This window comes from Mycobacterium sp. 852002-51961_SCH5331710, assembly GCF_001665535.1.
In the GTDB taxonomy this organism is placed as follows: Bacteria; Actinomycetota; Actinomycetes; order Mycobacteriales; family Mycobacteriaceae; genus Mycobacterium.
On sequence record NZ_LZSQ01000048.1, the window covers coordinates 1 to 20,084 of the forward strand.

A 20,084-nucleotide genomic window follows, 5' to 3' on the forward strand; every position below is an offset into this window, starting at 1 on the left:
GATGTGTATAAGAGACAGCGATCTCCTTGCGACAGGTCCCCATTCCGTCACCGACATACCGCATGCCCTACGGACCTTCTCGGACAGAATCCTTGACTATCAACCGGATTCGTGGATCACCCACGTTTCGGGCCATCCCCCTGGCGCGCTGCTGACGTTCGTCTGGCTCGACCGTATCGGTCTCGGCGGCGGTGCGTGGGCGGGACTCCTGTGCCTGCTGGTCGGCTCGAGCGCGGCGGCCGCCATCGTTATCGCGGTGCGCGCGCTGGCGGGAGAAGCGACCGCACGGCTGGCGGCCCCGTTCGTCGCCGTTGCACCGACGGCGATCTGGATCGCGGTGTCGGCCGACGGCTATTTCGCGGGGGTGGCGGCGTGGGGCATCGCGCTGCTGGCGATGGCCGTCGGGGGCAAGGCGCGCTGGCCCGTTCTCGCCGCGGCGGGGGCCGGATTGCTGTTGGGGTGGGGCCTTTTCCTCAACTACGGCCTGGGTCTGATGGCCCTGCCCGCGTTGGCGGTGCTGTTGTGCGCACCGGATTGGCGCGCCGCGACCCGCGCGGCGGTGCCCGCGGTCGTCGTCGTGATCGCGGTGGTGGGAATCTTCGTGGCGCTGGGGTTCTGGTGGTTCGACGGCTACCACCTGGTGCAGGAACGGTATTGGCAGGGCATCGCGAACGACCGGCCGTTCCAGTACTGGGTTTGGGCGAACCTGGCGTCAGTGGTGTGCGCGATCGGCCTCGGCAGCGTGGCCGGGATCGGTCGCGTCTTCGACATCAACGCGATCCGGCGGCGGCCCGGACTGCCCATGGTGCTCCTGGGCGCGCTGCTGGCGATCGCGTTCGCCGACCTGTCGATGCTGAGCAAGGCCGAGACCGAACGTATCTGGCTGCCGTTCACGGTCTGGCTGACCGCCGCCGGCGCGCTGCTCCCGCCACGGTCGCACCGCTGGTGGCTGGCGGTCAACGTGGTGGGCGCCCTGCTGCTCAATCACTTCATTCTGACGAATTGGTAACGGTCGTGGGTCAAACGCACACCAATAAGTGTGGAACTGGAACCTGGACACATGGAACCCGGCGACCGGCCGCGTCAGCTCGTCCGTTGGCGTAGTCCGCTGCGCGGCTTGTGGCTGACGTCGGTCTTCGGCTCGGTGCTGCTCATCGGGCTGCCGGTGGTCATCCTGACCGGTCTGCTGTCCTACATCGCCTACGGTCCGCAGTTCGGGCAGGCCATCCCGGGCGACGTGGGCTGGCTCAAGCTTCCAACCTTCGATTGGCCCACGAATCCGTCGTGGCTGTACCGGCTGACCCAGGGCCTGCACGTCGGGCTGGGGCTGGTGCTGGTTCCGGTCGTGCTCGCGAAGCTGTGGTCGGTGATCCCCCGGCTCTTCGCGATACCGCCGGCACGCTCGGTTGCCCAACTGCTCGAACGGGTTTCGTTGCTGATGCTGGTCGGCGGTGTGCTGTTCGAGATCGTCACCGGCGTGCTGAACATCCAGTACGACTACATTTTCGGCTTCAGCTTCTACACCGCCCACTACTTCGGCGCCTGGATGTTCATCGCCGGGTTCGTCGTGCATGTCGCGATCAAGCTTCCGCGACTGCGTCATGGTCTGCGGTCACGGTCGATGCGTGCGGTGCTGCGCACGTCCCGGGAGGACACCGTCGCGGATGCGTATGAGCCCGACGGGTTGTCGCCCGCCGATCCCGATCCCGCGACCATCAGCCGTCGGGGTGCGCTCGCGCTGGTCGGCGGTGGTGCGGCGTTGGTGGCTGTACTCACGGCCGGGCAGGCAGTCGGCGGATGGACCAGGCATGCCGCGCTGCTGCTGCCCCGCGGACGGACCCGTGGCGACGGCCCGAACGACTTCCAGGTCAACAGGACCGCCGTGGCCGCCCGCATCACGACGGAGAGCACCGGCGAGCGCTGGCGGCTCACCCTGACCGGGGGGCCGTCGCCGGTGGTGCTCGACCGGGCGGCACTGACCGCGATGCCTCAGCACACCGCCCGCCTGCCGATCGCCTGTGTCGAGGGCTGGTCGACGACCGAGACGTGGACCGGTGTCCCGCTACGGGACCTTGCGCGGGTGGCCGGTGTGCCCTCGCCGGTGTCGGCGTTCGTCCGGTCGGTGGAACGGCGAGGTGCCTTCAATCGTGCGAGCCTGCAACGCAATCAGGTGTTGCACCCCGACGCGCTGCTGGCATTGAAGGTCAACGGCGTCGACCTGTCTCCGGATCACGGGTTCCCGGCCCGGATCATCGTTCCGGCGCTCCCCGGTGTCCACAACACCAAGTGGGTGGGCTCGATCGACTTCCGAGCGGGTAACTGACGTGCGAAGGTTCCGCGCGGTTTACGGGTCGCATCCGTTGCACCTGCTGACCCTGACGGCGGGCTTCGCGTTGTTCGGCTACGTGGTGGCCACCCTGACACCGGCCGCCCTGTGGAACACGCGGACGTGGTGGCAGTCGATCCTGGTGTGGTTCGCCGCGGCGATCGTCGCTCATGACCTCGTGCTGTTCCCGCTCTACGCACTGGCCGACCGGATCCTGCTGCGCGGCAGTCGAATTCCACGGCTTCGCGTGCCGCTGGTGAACTACCTGCGGGTGCCCGCGCTCGGGTCGGCGCTGACGTTGCTGTTGTTCCTGCCCGGCATCATCAAGCAGGGCGCGCCGATCGTGCTGGCCGCGACCGGCCAGACCCAGGAACCGTTCCTGGGCAGGTGGTTGCTGATGACGGCCGCGATGTTCGGCACCAGCGCGATCCTCTACGCCGCTCGGTTGGCGACGACCAGGGGCTAAGCCAGCGTCAGGCTGGCGATCACGCGGTTGCCGATCGGATGGACCCGGTCCAGCGCCATGCCCGCGTGCTCGGCCACTTCGGCGGCGCAGTCGATGCCCACCGACGCCCACGGAAACCACGGCCCCACCGTGCGCGACGACTCGAGCCGCACCCACTTGTTGTGAATTCCGTGTGTGAGCGCCTCGAATTCGGCGATGCACCGGCCGCCGCGGCGCAGCAGTTCGGCGGCCCTGTGCAACATCCGAAACGGATCGCCGCCCAGCCCCACGTTCCCGTCGGCCAGCAGCACCGTCTGCCATCGCCCGGTGGCCGGCAATTGGCCGAACACGTCGCGGCGCAGCACCGGTGCACCGTTGCGGCGCGCGAGTCCGACCGCGGTGGCCGACTGGTCGACCCCGAGCGCGGGAACACCGCGGCGGATCAGCTCGATCACCAACCGCCCGGGGCCGCAACCCAAGTCGATCGTCGGCCCGTCACACAGCTCGACCACGGCGCGGTCGAACCGGCAATCGGCATGTGCGCCGCCGATCCAGCGGTGCACGGGAAGTGCCTGCACCTCACCGTCGTCGCTTCGGATCCAGCACTGTTCGCCGTCGAGGGCACAGTCGTAGAGATTGCCCAGCATCAGGCGAGCACCGCCTCGGCAGCCAGGGCGAACCGGCTGTCGGGTACGCAGCGCCCGCGGACCACATCGACGTCGTCGATGGTGTCGAAGTCGGCGAGCTGCTCGACAAGGTCGACCCGAATGCCGTTGCCGCGCAATGCCGCCAGGGTCAGTGTGCCGGTGTCGGATCGCGACATCGGAACCGTACGCAGGCATTCGGCCAGTGACGGCCGTGAGACGCCCAGCACCCACCACCCGCCGTCGGCGGCGGGCCCGAGCACCGCGTCGCTTCCCACGAGTGTCCGGCCGCAAGCGGCGAGCAGGTCGGCGGTCACCTGCGGGGTGTCCATGCCGATCTGCAGAACGGGATCGCCGACGTAGGCGTCGGCGTGCGCATTGGCAAGGCGCTCGGCGAAGTCCCCGCCGCGCTGAGGGATGACTGTGAATTCGCTTAGGCGAACCTGGATTTCGTCGCTGCGGCTCGCCTGGCCCAGGTCGCCCGTCATCGCGACCACTCTACGGTCGACGGGTGTCGAAACGACGGCGTCGAGGGTGTCGAGCAGCGCCGCGGCCGCCAGGTCGGCAGCGGCTTGATCGCCGATCGAGGCCGCGAGCCGCGTCTTCGCCAGCCCCGGCACCGGCGCCTTGGCCACCACCAGCACCGTCACCCCGAGCGCCGTCACGAGATCACTCGCCAGAAGTCGAAGGCCGCCACCGCACTACCGCGCACCGACCCGCTGACCTTCGACTTGCCGCCGGTGCGCGCCCGGTAGTCGACGTCGCACTCGACGACGCGCCAGCCGGCTGCCGCCGCCCGAACCAGCAATTCGAGCGGATACCCCGACCGTCGGTCGGTGACGCCGAGGTCGAGCAGCGCGTCGCGGCGGGCGACCCGCATCGGGGCGATGTCGTGCACCGCAAGGCCGTGGCGGTGCCGCAATCGCCAGCACACCGCCGCGGTGCCGAGGCGCGCGTGCCACGGCCACTTCAGACCCGGCACGGGCCGACGCCGTCCGATCACCATGTCGGCCCCGCGGTGGAGTTCGTCGACCAGGGCCGGCAGGTCGCCCGGGTCCAGCGAGCCGTCGGCGTCCAGGACCGCCACGACGGGCGTCGTCGCCGCCACCACGCCGGCGTGCACCGCGGCGCCGTAACCTGCGCGCTTCTCGGCGACCACCTGCGCACCGTGCTCGCGGGCGACCTCGGCGGTGTCGTCGGTGCTGTTGTTGTCGACCACCAGCGGCCGGTATCCGTCCGGGATGGCCGCCAGCACGCCGGGCAGTGATTGCGCCTCGTTGAGACACGGCAGCACCACGGTCACCGGACAGTCGGGCATGAGTTCGAGGCTAACCAGCCCGTCGGCGCACCGACCAGCCGATCGATGACGAATCCGTGACATCGGCGCAGGTAGCGGCCGCACAGGGCTACCCTCGAAAATTGTGACGCGCGTATTGATCGCCGACGACGACAGCGTCGTGCGTGATGTCGTGCGTCGTTACCTCGAACGCGATGGGCTCGACGTGGCGATCGCGCACGACGGGGCCGAGGCGCTGCGGCTGCTCGGCTCGCAGCACATCGACGTCGCGGTGCTCGACGTGATGATGCCCGGCCCGGACGGGCTGACGCTGTGCCGCAATCTCCGGCAGCGCGCCGGTTACGCGATGCCGGTGATCCTGTTGACCGCGCTCGGTGAGGAGGATGACCGGATCGCGGGCCTGGAGGCGGGCGCCGACGACTACCTGACCAAACCGTTCAGCCCGCGTGAACTGGCGCTGCGGGTGCGATCGGTGCTGCGGCGCGCACCCGCCCCGACCGGGCGAAGGGCACTGGACATCACCGTCGGCGGGTTGACCGTGTCGACGGCGGCGCGCACCGTGACCGTCAACGGCTCTCCGGTTTCGCTGACCAACCGCGAGTTCGACCTGTTGCTGTTCTTCCTCACCCACACCGACACCGTGTTCAGCCGCGAGGAACTGCTCAAGCAGGTGTGGCACTGGGACTTCGGCGATCTGTCGACGGTGACCGTGCACGTCAAGCGGCTGCGGTCCAAGCTCGGTGAGCATCACCGGGTGCAAACGGTGTGGGGCCGCGGCTACCTGTGGCGCAGCGAGGCGCGCTCTCCGGAAGGCCAGAGCGCCTAGTGCCCGCCGACCTGTGGGAGATCATCGGGTTGGCGCTGGCATGCTCGGTCCCGGTGGTGCTCGCGGGCGCGCTCGTCATCCGCCTCGCCCGGTCGTGGTCGCTGGCGGTGAGCATGGTCGCGCTGGTGCTGATTCCGGTGTTGGCGACGTTCACCGGCGTGCTCGGCGCCAGCCGGTTCATGATCACCGAAACCTTCGAGAAGACCGCGATCGTCCTGGTGATCGTGTCGGTGGTGACGATTCCCGCCGCGGTGATGCTGGCCCGCTACCAGGCCCGGCGCACGGTGTGGGAGCAGGAGATCCGCGAGTCGGAACGCGCCGCCGAGCAGTCCCGTCGCCGGCTGGTCGCGTTCGTCAGCCACGATCTGCGGACCCCGCTGGCCGGAATCCGGGCGGTGTCCGAGGCGATCGCCGACGGCGTGGTCCCCGATTCCGAGGTCCGCGTGCACGCCAAAACCATTGAGCAGGAATCGATCCGGTTGTCCGAGATGGTCGACGACCTGTTCGAGATGTCGAAGATCAACGCCGGCGCCGTACAACCGGTGTTCGACAAGGTCGCGCTCGACGAGGTCGTCGACGATGTGCTGACCGCGCACCGGATCGCGGCCGAGCGTGCGGGAGTGACGTTGACGGCCGACCTGCCGGAGGCGCCGGTCCGGGTGTTGGGCAGTGACCGGGCGCTGGTGCGGGTGTTGTCGAATCTGGTGGCCAACGCGATCGCGCACACCCCGCAGGGCGGCCGGGTGTCGCTGTCGTTGGGGTCGGACGAGAACGGCGCGTGGGCGCGCGTCGACGACACCGGCGTCGGCATCGAGGAAGCCGATCTGCCGCGGGTGTTCGACGTCGCCTACCGCGGGTCGAACGATCGCGTGCCGCGCGACGACTCGTCGTTACCCAGCGGATCGGGACTCGGACTGGCGATCGCCGCGGGCCTGGTGCAGGCCCATCGCGGCACGCTGTCGGCGCACAACCTGGGTAGCGGAGCCCGGTTCGAGGTGCGCCTGCCGCTGGCGACCGGCTGATCTTCGTCCTTGCCGGATAGCAATCGCGGGTCATTGACCAGCGTTTTTCATGAGAAATGCTTCGCGCTCGACGTCTGACTGTTGTTTTTGAGTGATCACTCAATTATCGTCGTTAACCTGAACCGATGAAGGAGGTTGCGATGGCGACGAGAAGCGCCGACAAGGCGGTACGCAAGTTCAAGTTCGAGCGGCAGCTGGGTCGCGTCCTGATGAACCCGGTGGTCGCCGCGCTCGACCGCGTGGGCATCCGGACGGCGAATGTGGTCGAGCTGGAGACAATCGGACGCAAGAGCGGCCAACCGCGGCGCGTGCCGCTGCTGGGCCGTGCCGACGACACCGGCGTGTGGGTGATCTCGCAGCACGGCCGTCGCGCCGGATGGGCCATCAACATCGAGGCCAACCCCCGCGTGCGGGTCCGCGCCAACAACGAATGGCGCAGGGGCACCGCGGCATTCGAGCCCGACGACGACGTACGCGCCCGCGCCCGCAGCTTCGGCGACAGCAGGCTAGGTCAGTCGGCGACTGCCGTGACGATGCGGGCGATGGAGAGCGACCCGGTCTCGGTGCGGATCACCTACGACGCCTAGTCGGGTAGCGAGTTGCTCAGCCGTTCGGTGGCGGCGACGTAGTCCTCGATGAACTCACGCACCACTTCGCGCGCCGGCTTCACCTTGTTCATCAGGCCGACACCCTGCCCGACGAAGTAGGTGGCCAACGCCTGGGCACCCGGATGCCCCTGGGCGGCCAGCACGTCGATCCGCCGCACGATGGGCTCGGCGAGCATCGACTGCAGTGGCAGCGGCAACGGCTTCTGACCGCCCCTGTTCGGCAGCCAGGCCTGCGTCCAGTCCGAAACCAGCTGGCGCGCAGGCTTTCCGGTCCGGCCCGCGGAACGGATGGTGTCACGTGACGACGCGGCCAGGAACTTCTCCTTGGTGTACGGCGCGGTTTCGGCCTCTTCGGTCGTCAGCCACACCGAACCCGTCCAGGCGCCTGCCGCGCCCATCGCCACCGTCGCCGCCATCTGCCTGCCGGTGACGATGCCGCCTGCGGCGAGCACCGGGATGTCGCTGCCGATTGCGGCCAGCGCCTCCAACACCTCGGGCACCAGCACCAGCGTGGTCACCTCACCGCAGTGCCCGCCGGCCTCGGTGCCCTGCGCGACGATCAGGTCGACACCGGCCTGCGCCTGCTTGACCGCGTGCTCCTTGGCGCCGACCAGCGCGGCCACCGGCACGCCGTTCTCCTTACCGGCCTTGATCATGTAGTCCGGCGGGACGCCCAGCGCGTTGGCGATCAACCGGATGGGGTGGTTCATCGCCACGTCGAGCAGATCCTTGCCGGTGTTTCCGGACAGCGCGGCGTTGCCGAAGCGCGGGGAATCGTCCAGGTCGATGTCGTGGGCGGCCAGCAACTCGGCGACGAAACCGCGGTATTCGTCGGGGATGCGGCCCGCGAGATCGCTCATCGTCAGGTCCTCGCCCTTGCCCTCGTAGCGGGCGGGAACGATCAGGTCGACGCCGTACGGCTTGCCGCCGACGTGGTCGTCGATCCAGGACAGCTCCTGGTCGAGCTGCTCGGGCGTATACGCCGTCCCGCCCAGCACGCCGAACCCGCCCGCGCTGGACACCGCGGCCACCACGTCGCGGCAGTGGCTGAACGCGAACAACGGGAAGTCGATGCCGAACTGCTCACAAATCGCTGGTTTCACCCGGCCAGTATGGCTAGGGCGGCTCAGGCCGAAGACAGGAGTCCGGAGATCGCGTCGAGTATCTGCTTGCCGACGAGCAGCTCGAGGTCGTTGTGCCCGGCGCCGGGCACCAGTACGTAGCGCTTCGGCTCGTTGGCCGCGTCGAACAACCGTCGGCTCATCGGCTCGGGAACGACGTCGTCGCGGTCGCCCGCGATCACCAGCAGTGGCGCCCGCACCGACGCGATGCGCTCCAGTGACGGGTAGCGGTCCAGCAGCAGCCACCGCACCGGCAGCCACGGATAGTGCACCGCCCCGACGTCGGGCAGCGAGGTAAACGGTGAACGCAGCACCAGCGCGCGTGGCGGCCGTTCGACGGCCAATCCGACAGCGACTGCGGCGCCGAGGGACTCGCCGAAGTAGGCGATCTCCCGCTCCCGGGCGGCGAGCCACGACTGAGCGGCCCGGGCGTCTTCGGCGAGGCCTTCCTCGGACGGTCGGCCCGGATTGCCCCCGAAACCGCGGTAGTCGACGAGCAAGACAGAGGAACCCATTCGGTTGAGTGCCAGCGCCAGCGGCGCGCGCATCGACCGGTCGCCGCCGTTGCCCGGCAACACCAGCACGGCCGGTCCGTCGCCGTCGACCGGGAAATACCAGGCGTTCAAGCGGATTCCGTCGTCGGTCTCGATCACCACGTCCTGTCCGTTGCGCGCCACCGAAGCGGCGGGCGGCAGGGGACCCGGCGACGGGAAGTAGACCAGCCGCCGCTGCTGCGACCACAGAAGACCGAGAAGACCGGACGCCACGAGCGTGACGATAACGAGGACGCGGACCGTCCGGCGCATCAGGTCCGCAACGGCGCGAACGCGAACTCGCGCAACCCGTCGAGGGGGTCGACCGCCGCCTGGAAACCGAGGACCTCGGCGGCGCGCGCGGGGTCGGCGACGATATGGCGGACGTCGCCGCTGCGGTACTGACCGGTGACGACCGGCGGTGCGTCACCGCGTGTCTCGCACAGCTCGGTGGCCACCTCGAGGATCGAGATCGGCCGACCGGAGCACACGTTGAACGCCTCGAACCCGCCGCGCGCGGATTCGACGGCCGCCACGTTGGCCGCCGCCACGTCGTCGACGTGCACGAAATCGCGCATCTGCCCGCCGTCCTCGAAAACCCGTGGCACGTCGCCGGATTCGAGTTCGGATCGGAAGATCGCGGCCACCCCCGAGTAGGGGGTGTCGCGGGGCATGTAAGGGCCATAGACGTTGTGGTAGCGCAGCGCGGTGACCGCGCCGCCGACGGCCTCCGCCCACGCCAGCGCGTAGTGTTCCTGCGCCGTCTTGCTCGCGGCGTACAGGCTGCGCGGGCGCATGGGCGCGTCCTCGGAGACCAGTCGCCACGCGACGAGTTCACCGCAGAGCGGGCAGCGGTGGTCGAATACGCCGGCGTCGAGATCGGCGCGCGTGCGGGGCCGCGGGTCGACCGGTCCGTGTTCGTTGCAGTCGTAGCGGCCCTGGCCGTAGACGACCATCGACGACGCCAGTACGAGCCGCGAACAGCCCGCCGCGAACATCTCGGCCAGCACCACCGTGGTCCCGTAGTCGTTGTGCGAGCCGTACGACGGGGCGTCGGCGGCGTTGACGCCCGCGCCCACCACAGCGGCCTGGTGGCACACGACGTCGACGCCCTTCATCAGCGGCGCGAGCGCGGCCGCGTCGCGGATGTCGACCACCTCGCAGCCGGGCGGCGGTTCGGCGCCCGGCCCGTGCGCGGCGGCCAGCATCGCGTCGACGGCGATCACGTCGTGGCCGGCGTCGCGCAGCGCCTCGTGGATGCGGGCCCCGATGAAACCGGCGGCGCCGGTCAGCAGGACTCTCACGGGAGTTCGAACGGCAGCCGGACGCCGTCGTGTGCCAGGCAGTGCGTACAGGTCCGCTCGACGTCGACCTGGATTGTGTTTATCAGGGCGTCGTGCACGAGCTTCTTGAACGGCACCAGGTTGCGTTCGAACTCGGCGAACACGTCGACGGCCCGCACGGCGGTGCCGCTGTCGATGCCGGCATCCAGATCAGTCACCAACGCGATTGCGGCATAACACATCTCGAGTTCGCGAGCCAGGACCGCCTCGGGGTAGCCGGTCATGTTGACCAGCGTGAAGCCCTGACCCGCGAACCACTGGCTCTCGGCCCTGGTGGAGAACCGCGGCCCCTGCACCACCACCATGGTGCCGCCGTCGACGACGCCGGGCAGGTTCGCCGCCGCCGCGCGCAGGGTCGGGCAGTACGGGTCGGCAAACGCGACGTGGATGCCGCCGGAGTCGAAGTACGTGTCGGCGCGGCCGCTGGTGCGGTCGACGAGCTGGTCGGGCACCACCATCGAGCCCGGTCCGAGTTCAGGTGTGAGGCTGCCGACCGCGCACGGTCCGAAGATGCGCCGTACTCCGAGCGACCGCAGCGCCCACATGTTGGCCCGGTACGGCACGGTGTGCGGGGAGAACTCGTGGTTGACCCCGTGGCGCGGCAGGAACGCGACCTCGTGCGCGCCGACGGCGCCGACGGTGATCGGGGCGGCGGGCGGACCGTACGGTGTGTCGACGCTGACGCTGCGGGCGTCGGACCCGAAGAAGCTGTAGAAGCCGCTTCCGCCGATGACTCCCAGCACGTCTAGGCGGACGGTTGTTCGTCGGTCTCGTCGAGCTGCTGCGACGCGCGCCGCACGGTGTCGCGGATCTCGAACGCGTCGGTCGCGAAGCCGCCGATCGCGTTGGCGACGTCCTTGACGGCGGTGGTGATGATCGACGCCACCTCGCCGACGGTCGATACGCCGGAGTCGAAGATCTCCTGCACGGCGTCCTTGCGGATCTCCGCCTTGCTGAGTCGGTCCTCCATGCCGCTCAGTCTGCCACGGTCTGCGGTCGTGCGAGACTGGCGCTCGTGGCGACATTTGCGCAGTGGGTCGAGGGCGCGCGACCGCGCACGCTGCCCAACGCGATCGCGCCAGTGATCGCGGGCACCGGTGCGGCGGCGTGGCTGCAGGCCGCGTGCTGGTGGAAAGCGTTGCTGGCACTCGTGGTCGCGGTCGCGATGATCGTCGGCGTCAACTACGCCAACGACTACTCCGATGGGATCCGGGGCACCGACGACGTGCGGGCCGGCCCGCTGCGATTGGTCGGGTCGAAGGTCGCCAGCCCGCGCGCCGTGCTGACCGCCGCGGTAGTGAGCCTCGTGGTGGCGGCGACCGCGGGCGTGGTGCTGGCCGCGGTGAGCGCGCCGTGGCTGATCGCGGTCGGCGCGGTGTGCATCGCGGGGGCGTGGCTGTACACCGGCGGGTCGACGCCGTACGGCTACCTCGGTTTGGGCGAGGTCGCGGTGTTCGTGTTCTTCGGATTGGTCGCGGTGTTGGGCACGCAGTACGTCCAGGCGCTGCGGGTCGACTGGGTGGGGGGCGCGGTCGCCGTGGCGATGGGCTGCATGTCGTCGGCGGTCCTGGTGGCCAACAATCTGCGCGACATCCCGACCGACAAGGAGTCGGGGAAGATCACGCTGGCGGTGCGCCTCGGCGACGCCCGCACCCGGCTGTTGTACCAGGCGCTGCTGGTGGTGGCGTTCGCGTTGACGTTGGTCCTGATGCTCGCGACGCCGTGGGCGGCGGTGGGTCTGGTGGCGCTGCCTCTCGCGGTGCGCGCGGCCGCGCCGGTGCGTAAACGCCGCGGCGGCAAGGACCTGATCCCGGTGCTACGCGACACCGGGTTGACGATGCTCGTGTGGGCCGTCGCTGTAGCGCTGGCGCTTGCGATTTGTGCGTGAAAACGATCGCTGAGCGAACGAAATCACGCACAAATCGCGGTCAGGTGACGGCGGTCGGGGCGTCGGCGACCTTGACCAACGTCACCTCCGGCCTGGCGGGCACCGCGTCGGCGAGGAACCACCGAAAGGCGAGGTTGCCGCGCGGATAGTCCACGGTACTAATGGAATTCGGGTGCGACGTGCCACTACGGGAGATGACGGCGGTGACCGACCCGTCGGAGTTGGGAACCGCGCTGTAGCCGTTGATCGACGTCTTCTCGTCGGTCACGCCCGCCATGAACTGGTTCCACACGACGAGGTTCCAGAACCGGCACGCGGGCGGCCGGTGCGTGACGACCAGCGCCTCGTCCTCCTCGAGCACGAAGCTGCCGTAGGCATAGCAGGCATCGCGCGCCGACCAACCGAAGTTCGCGTCCGGTACCTGGTACGGATCGGCGAATTGGTTTGCTACCTGCGAGATTTCGTGACCCAACGTGTGCGCGTCGTCGACCCGCACCCCCACCGCCAACGGCACGATCGCGAACATCGTGCGCAGCCACGCCGCGCTGGCCCGCAAGGCCGCGGCGGTCTCGGCGTCGCCGTGCCGGATCGGATCGGGCTCGTCGAGCGCCTCGATGCGCCACGACACCGGGCGACCGGTCAATGGGTCGGCCTGGTAGTCGCGGGTCACGAGCACCACGCCGCCGTCGGTGGGCCCGTACTCGAACGAGAAGTTGCCGTCGGCATCGAGGTCGAGGTCGTCGTCGCGCACGAGCGCCACGATCCGGTCCGACCACGCACCCGGTGACGGTTCGTTGTACGCGGTCACCGAGAAGTAGACGCTGTCGCCCTTGTTGCCGCTGATGCGATACCGCCGCTTCGGGTCGACCGGGCACATGAAGTAGTAGGCGTCGGTGTTGTCACCGCCCCAACGCCGGTCCCGGCGGAACGGCGTGTTCAGTTCCATCCAGACCGGCCGGCTCGGCTCGGCGAACAGGTAGGTGTCGAAGGCGACGCCGAGCGTCGTGGCGAGCATGCGGTAGCCGTCGGCGATGTGACGGTCGTCGGTGACCGCGCGGTCCCCCTCGAGAAACGTTCGGTCCAAGCTGCTCAGGGTGTCGAGCAGTTCCCGCCACGCTCTGGTTGATTCGCGGCTCGCCGCGGCCGAAGATTCGTGCGTCATGCGCTGATTCCTCTCGTGATGAATTCGGCGGTCCGGTCGACCCACCCGTTGTCCAGGCTGTCCCCGCGGGTGATCAGGGCGAGAAAGGTCATGCCCGCCATGGCCTCGACGACGTCGGCGGCCGACACCTGCGACCGCACCTCGCCGCGGGCGGCGGCCGCCACGAGCCGTTCGGTCAGCCCGCGCGAAAGCACGTGCGAGAACCGCTCGAGCAGCGCGGCGTGCAGCGTCGGATCGGCGGCCATCTCCGCGACCAGGCCCGGCAGCGCGGCGCGGGCAGCGGGCGTTGTCAGCACGCCGACCGTGCGGCTGACCATCTCGCGCACATCGCCGGCCAGCGATCCGGTGTCGGGGAGTTCGGTCGCTGCGCCGAGCGGGAAGACCGCCTCGTGTACCAGGTGCGCCTTGCCTGGCCAGCGGCGATAGATGGCGGGCTTGCTCGTGCCCGCGCGCCGGGCGATCGCGTCGACGGTGAGGTCGGCGTAACCGGCCGCCCCGAGCAGGTCGACCGTCGCCCTCAGAACAGCGTCATCGATGCGTTTGTCGCGAGGTCGACCAATCTCCGTCGTCATTACGAAACTGACAGTAACATAACGGCCTGTGACCGACATCTCATCCGCGCCACCGGTCGTTCTCGACGATCTCGCCGAGCCGCGCTTCCCGGCGGCGATCCAGCCGATTCGCGACATGATGGCGTCGATGGCGCCCGACTGCCCCCTCGACGCCGACGCGTTGCACGCCAAGGCCAGCGCCGAGACCGGGCTCGACGACTTCGGCCCCGACGATTACCGAGAGCGTCTCGATGTGTATCTCGCTGCGCTGCACGAGATTCCGGGACTCAGCGACGCGGGAATCGTGAACTTCCACGCCCAACTCGCGCAGCTGCTGAAGAACCGGCTGCTGATGACCGATCTGCTGACCCGGCATCCCGAAATCCACGACATCCAACTCGAGCCACCGGTCGTCATCGCCGGCTTGCCGCGCACCGGCACCACCCACCTGCACAACCTGCTCGCGGCGGGACCGACCTTCCGCACGCTCCCGTACTGGGAGAGCAACGAGCCGTTCCCGATGCCGTCGGAAGCCGGGATCGAACCCGACCCCCGGCGCGCCCGGATGGACGCCGCGGTCGAGTTCATGAACGCCGTGATGCCGCATTTCGCGCTGATGCACGAGATGACGACCGACCACGTCCACGAAGAGATACAGCTGCTGGCCAACGACTTCTCGTCGATGCTGTTCGAGACGCTGGCCCACGTGCCGCGGTGGGGCGACTACTACCTGACGCATGATCAGACACCCCACTACGAGCACCTGGCCCTGCAGCTGAAGGCGCTGCAGTTCCTGCGCGGCGGCCGGCGCTGGCTGCTGAAGTCCCCCCAGCACCTCGAGCAGCTGCCGGTGCTCGAGCGTGTGTTTCCCGGCGTCGTGGTGATCACGACCCACCGCGATCCCGTCCCGGTGGTGCTGTCGATGCTCGCCATGCTCACTTACTCCGCGCGCATGCACTGCGCGCCGGTGCCGGTCGAGGACATCGCCGCGTGCTGGATCGACCGGCTCGAACTCATGCTGGCCGCCCTGATCCGCGACCGCGACGTGATTGGCGACGAGCGCTCGATCGACGTCCGGTTCGACGATTTCATGGCCGACGAAATGGGCACCGCTGCCGCGATTTACAAGCTGGCGGGCGAGTCGATGACCAACGAGGCCCGCGCGGCCATGGCCGAATACCTCGCGGGGCACCAGCGGGGCCGGCTCGGTCGGGTGGCGACGTCACCGGAGATGTTCGGCCTCGACCCCGACGACCTGCACGCCCGCTTCGCGCCCTACGTCGAGCGGTTCCTGGCCTGACGCCATCGCGGTCGCGTCGCCGTTCGCCGGATCGGCGGTGTGTGAATACCCTGGCTCGGGTATCCGCTTGCGGCAGTCGGAGACGAGAGGCATTCATGACCGCAGCACGAACCCAACTGGACCAGCGCGATCTTGCGGAAGCGCAGCGCGTAGTCGCCGCGGTCTCCGACGCGTTCTCGGCCAAGGTCGTGGGCCAGGAGAACCTGCGTGAATCGTTGCTGATCGGCCTGCTCGCGGGCGGTCACATCCTCATCGAGAGCGTGCCGGGCCTGGCCAAGACGACCGCCGCCCGGGTGATTGCCGAGGCCATCGACGGAGGTTTCCGCCGCATCCAGTGCACCCCCGATCTGTTGCCGAGCGACATCATCGGCACCCAGGTCTACGAGGCCGCCACCAACTCCTTCGTCACCCAGCTCGGGCCGGTGCACACCAACATCGTGCTGCTCGACGAGATCAACCGGTCCAGCGCGAAGACGCAGAGCGCGATGCTCGAGGCGATGGAGGAGCGCCAGACCACGATCGCGGGCACCGAGTACCCGATACCCGAGCCGTTCCTGGTGATCGCCACGCAGAACCCCGTCGACCAGGAGGGCACGTATCCGTTGTCGGAGGCGCAGACCGACCGGTTCATGCTCAAGGACGTCGTGCACTACCCCACCCCCGAACAGGAGGTGGAGGTGATGTTCCGGATGGATGCGGGACTCTACGACAAAGACCACCGCAGCCGGCCGGTCGCCGGCCTGGACGACATTCGCCGGCTGCGCGCCGTGGTGCGCCACGTCCACATGGACCGCGCGCTGATGCATTACGCCAGCCAACTCGTCACCGTCACCCGTGAGCCCGATCAATACCTGCCGCGCCAGCTCGCCCGGCTGATCGAGTACGGCGCGAGCCCCCGCGCCACCATCGCGTTCTGCAACGCCGCGCGGGCGCTGGCCCTGCTGTCCGGCCGTGGGCACGTCATCCCCGGCGACATCGCCAAGCTCGCCCACCGCGTGCTGCGGCACCGGCTCATCCTCGGCTTCGAGGCCGCCAGCGCGAACGTCACCCCCGAGACGATCATCGACGCTGTCCTGCAAGCGGTTCGAGTGCCGTAGGGCCGGTATGGGCAAACACCTCACCTCGGCGAGGACGCACTTCGGCACCGACACCCGCGGCATGCTCGAAGGCGGCCGTTACGCGTTGTTGCACACCCGTAGTTTGGAATTCGACGATCTGCGGCCCTACGTACCCGGCGACGACGTCCGCGACATCGACTGGAAGGCCTCAGCACGCTCGGGTCACGTCCTGATCAAACGGTTCGTCTCCGAGAAGCACCACAAGCTGCTGCTCGTCGCGGACGCCGGCCGCAACATGGCCGCCCTCACGCCGAGCGGTGAGCTCAAACGCGATGTGGCGGTGAACATTCTCGGTGCGTTCGGACTCATCACGCTGGGGCGCTCCGATCAGATCGGGATGGTGTTCGGCGACACCCGCGGCTGCGTCAACATCCGACAGCGTCGTGGTGAGACCCACATCGAGAGCCTGCTGCACCGGTACTACGGCCACGCCTGCACCGCGCCGGGTCGCAGCGACATCGTCTGCCAATTGAACTATGTGGCAACCCATTACCGGCATCCGATGCTGGTCGTCGTGGTTTCCGACGAACCCGAGGTCGACGATCGGTTGACCGATGCCGTCACCCGGCTGACCGCGCGCCACGACGTGTTGTGGGCGACGGTCTCCGACATGCCCGCCATCGGCGACCGGGCCGGATTCGACGTCTCGACGGGCCGGTTCGTCCTCGACGCGGCCACACTGGGATCACGGGTGATGACGGCGTACCGCAAGGCCGAGCAGGCGCGGGCCCAGCGGCTCGACGAGTTCATGACCGCCCGCGCGGTGCCGCACACCAGGATCGGCGGCAGCGGCGAGATGCGCGCCCGGCTCGTCGCGTTGACCGAGGTGTTCGCCCGTGCCGGATGACCTGTTGCGGTTCGTCGGCGGACCTTCGCCGTACTCGGCCGGATGGTTGTGGCTCGGGCTGCTGCTGATCGTCGTTGTGATCGCCTGGTACGCCGGCGTTTTCGTATGGACGCTGCCGTCGCAGCGACTCCGCCGCCTTCCGGTGGTGCGCACCTTGCACGCCCGGCTCCTGCGGCGTCGCTTCGCGCGCACCGTCCAGCGCATCGCCGCCCGGCACCGTGACGGCGAGCTCACCGGCGCCGAAGCCGGCGCCGCGATGAGCCGCACCCTGCGCAGCTTCCTGCACCAGGCGACGGGAACGCGGGCACAGTACATGCAGCTCGACGACATCGCATCCGGGGATCTCGCACCCGCCGCGCCGACGCTCGCCGCGCTGGACGACGCACAGTTCAACGCGGCTTCGCCGGTGCGCGTCCGCGAGGTCGGCGCCCAGGCCGAGGAGCTGATCCGCTCGTGGCCCTGAACTGGTGGCCGGTCGCGGTGGTCGGATTCGTCTGTCTGGCAGGCGCTGTCGCGTTGGCCCTGCTGGTGCCGGCCAAGCAGGCGCAGCGACAGTTGCGACCGTTGGCGAACACCGCCCGCCTGACCCGTCTGCCGGAGTATGCGCGGGTGGCGCGGGCGCGAACGGTGTCGATGATCGTCACGATCGTGTTGCTCGTGCTGCTATTCGGCACGGCCGTGCTGGCCAGCGCGCGCCCCAGCGGGTTGTGGTGGTCGCTGCGGGCTTCCGAGGTGCCCGAGGACATCATGCTGTGCGTCGGCGATCCGGTCGACGCACCCAACACCCAGACGTTCCTGTCCTACTTCGCCCAGCGCGCGGGGACGTTCGGCACCCAGCGGATCGGATTGACCTCCGCCAACCGCAGGGTGATCCCGCTGACCCGCGACCATCAGTTCGCGGTCGAAAGACTCGGCGAGGCAGGGTCTCTGGCGAACCTGCCGGACGACGACGCACTGGCGCCGGCCCAGCTGTCGGCGAAGCGCAACAGCATCGCGGCGTTCACCGCGCCGGTGACGTATGTCGACTACGCGACCAGCGTCGCCGACATCCTCGCGCTGTGCGTCGCCGGCTTCCCCGCCGATGAACCATCCGGCGAGCGCAGGCGTTCGATCATCTACCTCGGCCCGGGTGAGCTTCGCGTACCCGACGAGACCCGACCATCGCTGTTCACGGAACAGCAAGTCGCCGACATGGCGCGGGAGCGCGGAATCCAGGTCAACGCGCTGGTGTCCTCACCGGGCGGCGTGCGGTCTGTCGTATCGGCCACCAGCGGCCGGTATGCGCCCGTCGGCGTCGACCTGCAATCGCAACTCGACGGCATCCGCGCGCATCCGCCGGACGCCGAAAACGCGGCCACCGTCGCCGGCTTCCGCGGCGATACCCCGACCGTGCCGCTGGCGATCGCGGTCGCGGTGTCGGCGCTGCTGTGCCTGTCGCTGGCGGTGTTGCGACGATGACGTTCTCACCCGTCGTACCGTCGGTGCTCCTGATCGCCATCGCCGTCGCCGCGCTCGTGCTCCGGCTCATCACCATGCGCCAGCTGGCTCGCAGCCCCGGTCAGCGATGGACCACGGTCTGGCGATGGTCGGCGCTGACGCTGGCGGTGATGCTGATGCTGATCGCCGCCGCCAGACCCATGCTCGGGAGGGATACCGAGCAATCGGTCACGACGAGCTCGGACGGTGACACGAGGGCCAACGTGTTCCTGATCGTCGACCGCTCCGCCGACTCGCCGATCACCGACATCCGCGACGACGTCGCCGCACTCATCGACCATTACCCGCAGGCCCGGTTCGCGATGATCACCTTCGCCGCACGTTCGTCGCTGGAATGGCCGCTCTCCGACGATAATTGGAGCCTCAAGCCGGTGGCCGCGGCCGTCACCGCCTATCCCGACGCCGCCGGTGGCGAGGTGAACGCGGCCGCCGCCGCCAACGTACTGCGCTATCAGTTGATCGGGGCGGGTCAACGCAGTCCGGCCGCACCGAACCTGGTGTTCTACTTCGGATCCGGCGCGCCCGGGTCACAAGCCCCGCAGGGCGAATTCGACCCGGTGCCCGGTTCGGTCGACGGGGGCGCGGTGTTCGGTTACGGCGCGGCGCGCGACGAGCAGCGGCTGGCGGCCATCGCCGATCAATTGGGCGTGCCGTTCGTACCGCGGGACACCGCGCGGCCGGTCACGGACGACGCGCCCGAGGTGAGCGGTGTCCGGTCGGCGCTGGACGACGCGACCGCACCCGACCACACCGACCTGTACTGGGTTTTCACCATGGCCGCCGCCCTGCTGTTGTTGTTCGAGATCTATCTGACGCTGCGCGAGTTCCGCACCAGCCGGGTAGCGCGCCGGGACGAGGTGATCTGATGCGCCCGTCCCGGTCGCGCCTGCGGCGCAGGCTGCTGCTGTTCTCGGCCCCCGTCGTGCTCGCCGTGCTGGCGATCGCGCTGAAACTCATCGCCACGGTTCTGGCCGGCAATTCAGCGGTGTCGAACTTCGCGGACCGCGACGCCGACGCGCTACGAACCGATGTCGCGGTGATGAACCTGCTCAACATCGTCGAACCCGCCAGGGCACCGTTCGCCGCGGGCACCCTCGCGGTGCTCGACGACCGCCTGGCCGACGCCGATGCGCACTTCTCGGAGGCGCTGAGCCGCACCGCGCCCGGGGACCTGTGTCCTGTGCTGGTCAATCTGGAACTCGTGCGGGAGCGCCAAGGCGATGTGGACGCATGGGAGAACCGGCCCGACACCGCGCGCGAGCGATACCTCAGCGCCCTGGACCTCGTCGAGCATGCCCCCGACGGCTGTTTTGCCGGCAACTCCGACCCCGATCCGGAGCGGCGCGCGGTGCGCCACGACGCCGCTGCGCGGCTGCAGGCCAAGCTGGCCGGGCTGACCGCCGCGCGACGCGTTACGGCTGGATCCCGGTGCCGGGGATCCGCTGGACAAGCTGCAGCAGGTGTTGCGCGACGCCGCAGGCTAGCTGTTCTGACCTGACAGGTTAGGTACACGGCTGGCCGGTGGTTGACCTTTGAGTGCGGTGTGGCCGCGGTGG

22 protein-coding genes and 2 pseudogenes are annotated in these 20,084 nt (G+C 69.1%); 14 read left to right on the forward strand and 10 right to left on the reverse strand.

Going from position 1 to position 20,084, the window contains the following annotated elements; genetic code table 11:
* Positions 1–26 precede the first annotated feature (26 nt).
* The 3 genes and pseudogenes from A5752_RS07915 to A5752_RS07925 form a co-directional block, all read left to right on the forward strand.
* Positions 27–1,009 (forward strand): annotated as a pseudogene (locus A5752_RS07915) (hypothetical protein); the annotation flags it as partial.
* Positions 1,010–1,060: 51 nt separating this feature from the next.
* Positions 1,061–2,323, forward strand: a complete 1,263-nt coding sequence (locus tag A5752_RS07920; protein WP_067084067.1) for a molybdopterin-dependent oxidoreductase — start codon at positions 1,061–1,063, stop codon at positions 2,321–2,323.
* Position 2,324: 1 nt separating this feature from the next.
* Positions 2,325–2,792, forward strand: coding sequence for a hypothetical protein (locus tag A5752_RS07925; protein WP_067084022.1), 468 nt, complete (start codon positions 2,325–2,327; stop codon positions 2,790–2,792).
* Here A5752_RS07925 and A5752_RS07930 read toward each other — a convergent pair.
* Genes A5752_RS07930 through A5752_RS07940 form a run of 3 tightly spaced genes read right to left on the reverse strand, consistent with a single transcriptional unit; the run spans position 2,789 to position 4,733 of the window.
* Positions 2,789–3,418: a methyltransferase domain-containing protein gene (locus tag A5752_RS07930; RefSeq protein ID WP_067084026.1), complete on the reverse strand. Its 630-nt coding sequence runs from the start codon at positions 3,416–3,418 to the stop codon at positions 2,789–2,791. The genes A5752_RS07925 and A5752_RS07930 overlap by 4 nt on opposite strands.
* On the reverse strand, positions 3,418–4,080 hold the full coding sequence (locus A5752_RS07935; RefSeq protein ID WP_067084028.1) for a TIGR04282 family arsenosugar biosynthesis glycosyltransferase: 663 nt from the start codon (positions 4,078–4,080) through the stop codon (positions 3,418–3,420). The genes A5752_RS07930 and A5752_RS07935 overlap by 1 nt, the downstream gene beginning before the upstream one ends.
* On the reverse strand, positions 4,077–4,733 hold the full coding sequence (locus A5752_RS07940; protein ID WP_156613703.1) for a glycosyltransferase family 2 protein: 657 nt from the start codon (positions 4,731–4,733) through the stop codon (positions 4,077–4,079). The genes A5752_RS07935 and A5752_RS07940 overlap by 4 nt, the downstream gene beginning before the upstream one ends.
* 103 nt (positions 4,734–4,836) lie before the next feature.
* Here A5752_RS07940 and A5752_RS07945 point away from each other — a divergent pair, with 103 nt between their 5' ends.
* The 3 genes from A5752_RS07945 (at position 4,837) to A5752_RS07955 (ending at position 7,147) form a co-directional block, all read left to right on the forward strand.
* Complete coding sequence (locus A5752_RS07945) at positions 4,837–5,538, forward strand: response regulator transcription factor (protein WP_067084033.1); 702 nt, start codon at positions 4,837–4,839, stop codon at positions 5,536–5,538.
* Positions 5,538–6,560 carry a sensor histidine kinase gene (locus A5752_RS07950; RefSeq protein ID WP_067084035.1) on the forward strand — a complete coding sequence of 341 codons (1,023 nt, stop codon included), beginning with the start codon at positions 5,538–5,540 and terminating at the stop codon, positions 6,558–6,560. Before A5752_RS07945 ends, A5752_RS07950 begins: the two co-directional genes overlap by 1 nt.
* A gap of 140 nt (positions 6,561–6,700) precedes the next feature.
* Entirely contained in the window at positions 6,701–7,147 is a 447-nt protein-coding gene (locus tag A5752_RS07955) for a nitroreductase family deazaflavin-dependent oxidoreductase (RefSeq protein WP_067084069.1), read from the forward strand.
* Here A5752_RS07955 and A5752_RS07960 read toward each other — a convergent pair.
* The 5 genes from A5752_RS07960 to A5752_RS07980 are packed head-to-tail and all read right to left on the reverse strand — an operon-like array spanning position 7,144 to position 11,135.
* Entirely contained in the window at positions 7,144–8,271 is a 1,128-nt protein-coding gene (locus tag A5752_RS07960) for an NAD(P)H-dependent flavin oxidoreductase (RefSeq protein ID WP_067084037.1), read from the reverse strand. The two genes, A5752_RS07955 and A5752_RS07960, sit on opposite strands and share 4 nt — an antisense overlap.
* Positions 8,272–8,294: 23 nt before the next feature.
* Entirely contained in the window at positions 8,295–9,095 is an 801-nt protein-coding gene (locus tag A5752_RS07965) for an alpha/beta hydrolase (protein ID WP_067084039.1), read from the reverse strand.
* Positions 9,095–10,126, reverse strand: coding sequence for an NAD-dependent epimerase/dehydratase family protein (locus A5752_RS07970; RefSeq protein WP_067084041.1), 1,032 nt, complete (start codon positions 10,124–10,126; stop codon positions 9,095–9,097). Before A5752_RS07970 ends, A5752_RS07965 begins: the two co-directional genes overlap by 1 nt.
* On the reverse strand, positions 10,123–10,908 hold the full coding sequence (locus A5752_RS07975) for an S-methyl-5'-thioadenosine phosphorylase (RefSeq protein ID WP_067084043.1): 786 nt from the start codon (positions 10,906–10,908) through the stop codon (positions 10,123–10,125). Before A5752_RS07975 ends, A5752_RS07970 begins: the two co-directional genes overlap by 4 nt.
* A 2-nt stretch (positions 10,909–10,910) precedes the next feature.
* A complete protein-coding gene (locus A5752_RS07980; RefSeq protein ID WP_067084046.1) occupies positions 10,911–11,135 on the reverse strand; it encodes a hypothetical protein in 225 nt (74 codons plus the stop codon).
* Positions 11,136–11,180: 45 nt separating this feature from the next.
* Here A5752_RS07980 and A5752_RS07985 point away from each other — a divergent pair, with 45 nt between their 5' ends.
* Entirely contained in the window at positions 11,181–12,053 is an 873-nt protein-coding gene (locus tag A5752_RS07985; protein ID WP_067084048.1) for a 1,4-dihydroxy-2-naphthoate polyprenyltransferase, read from the forward strand.
* A gap of 40 nt (positions 12,054–12,093) precedes the next feature.
* On the opposite strand, the gene A5752_RS07990 is transcribed toward A5752_RS07985, so the two are convergent.
* On the reverse strand, positions 12,094–13,215 hold the full coding sequence (locus A5752_RS07990; RefSeq protein WP_067084050.1) for a DUF1214 domain-containing protein: 1,122 nt from the start codon (positions 13,213–13,215) through the stop codon (positions 12,094–12,096).
* The gene (locus A5752_RS07995; RefSeq protein WP_067084053.1) at positions 13,212–13,787 is read right to left on the reverse strand and encodes a TetR/AcrR family transcriptional regulator; all 576 of its coding nucleotides are present in this window, start codon (positions 13,785–13,787) and stop codon (positions 13,212–13,214) included. Before A5752_RS07995 ends, A5752_RS07990 begins: the two co-directional genes overlap by 4 nt.
* A 115-nt stretch (positions 13,788–13,902) precedes the next feature.
* Here A5752_RS07995 and A5752_RS08000 point away from each other — a divergent pair, with 115 nt between their 5' ends.
* The 7 genes and pseudogenes from A5752_RS08000 (at position 13,903) to A5752_RS08030 (ending at position 20,012) form a co-directional block, all read left to right on the forward strand.
* Positions 13,903–15,066 carry a sulfotransferase family protein gene (locus tag A5752_RS08000; RefSeq protein ID WP_156613705.1) on the forward strand — a complete coding sequence of 388 codons (1,164 nt, stop codon included), beginning with the start codon at positions 13,903–13,905 and terminating at the stop codon, positions 15,064–15,066.
* 95 nt (positions 15,067–15,161) lie between these two features.
* Positions 15,162–16,163 (forward strand): AAA family ATPase, encoded by a 1,002-nt coding sequence (locus A5752_RS08005; RefSeq protein WP_067084057.1) that lies wholly within the window; start codon positions 15,162–15,164, stop codon positions 16,161–16,163.
* A gap of 7 nt (positions 16,164–16,170) precedes the next feature.
* Positions 16,171–17,031, forward strand: coding sequence for a DUF58 domain-containing protein (locus A5752_RS08010; RefSeq protein ID WP_067084059.1), 861 nt, complete (start codon positions 16,171–16,173; stop codon positions 17,029–17,031).
* Positions 17,021–17,494, forward strand: coding sequence for a hypothetical protein (locus tag A5752_RS08015; RefSeq protein ID WP_067084061.1), 474 nt, complete (start codon positions 17,021–17,023; stop codon positions 17,492–17,494). The genes A5752_RS08010 and A5752_RS08015 overlap by 11 nt, the downstream gene beginning before the upstream one ends.
* Complete coding sequence (locus A5752_RS08020) at positions 17,485–18,489, forward strand: hypothetical protein (protein ID WP_067084063.1); 1,005 nt, start codon at positions 17,485–17,487, stop codon at positions 18,487–18,489. Before A5752_RS08015 ends, A5752_RS08020 begins: the two co-directional genes overlap by 10 nt.
* A complete protein-coding gene (locus A5752_RS08025; RefSeq protein ID WP_067084065.1) occupies positions 18,486–19,394 on the forward strand; it encodes a hypothetical protein in 909 nt (302 codons plus the stop codon). Before A5752_RS08020 ends, A5752_RS08025 begins: the two co-directional genes overlap by 4 nt.
* Positions 19,394–20,012: pseudogene (locus A5752_RS08030) on the forward strand (hypothetical protein). Before A5752_RS08025 ends, A5752_RS08030 begins: the two are co-directional and overlap by 1 nt.
* The last annotated feature ends 72 nt before the right edge of the window (positions 20,013–20,084 follow it).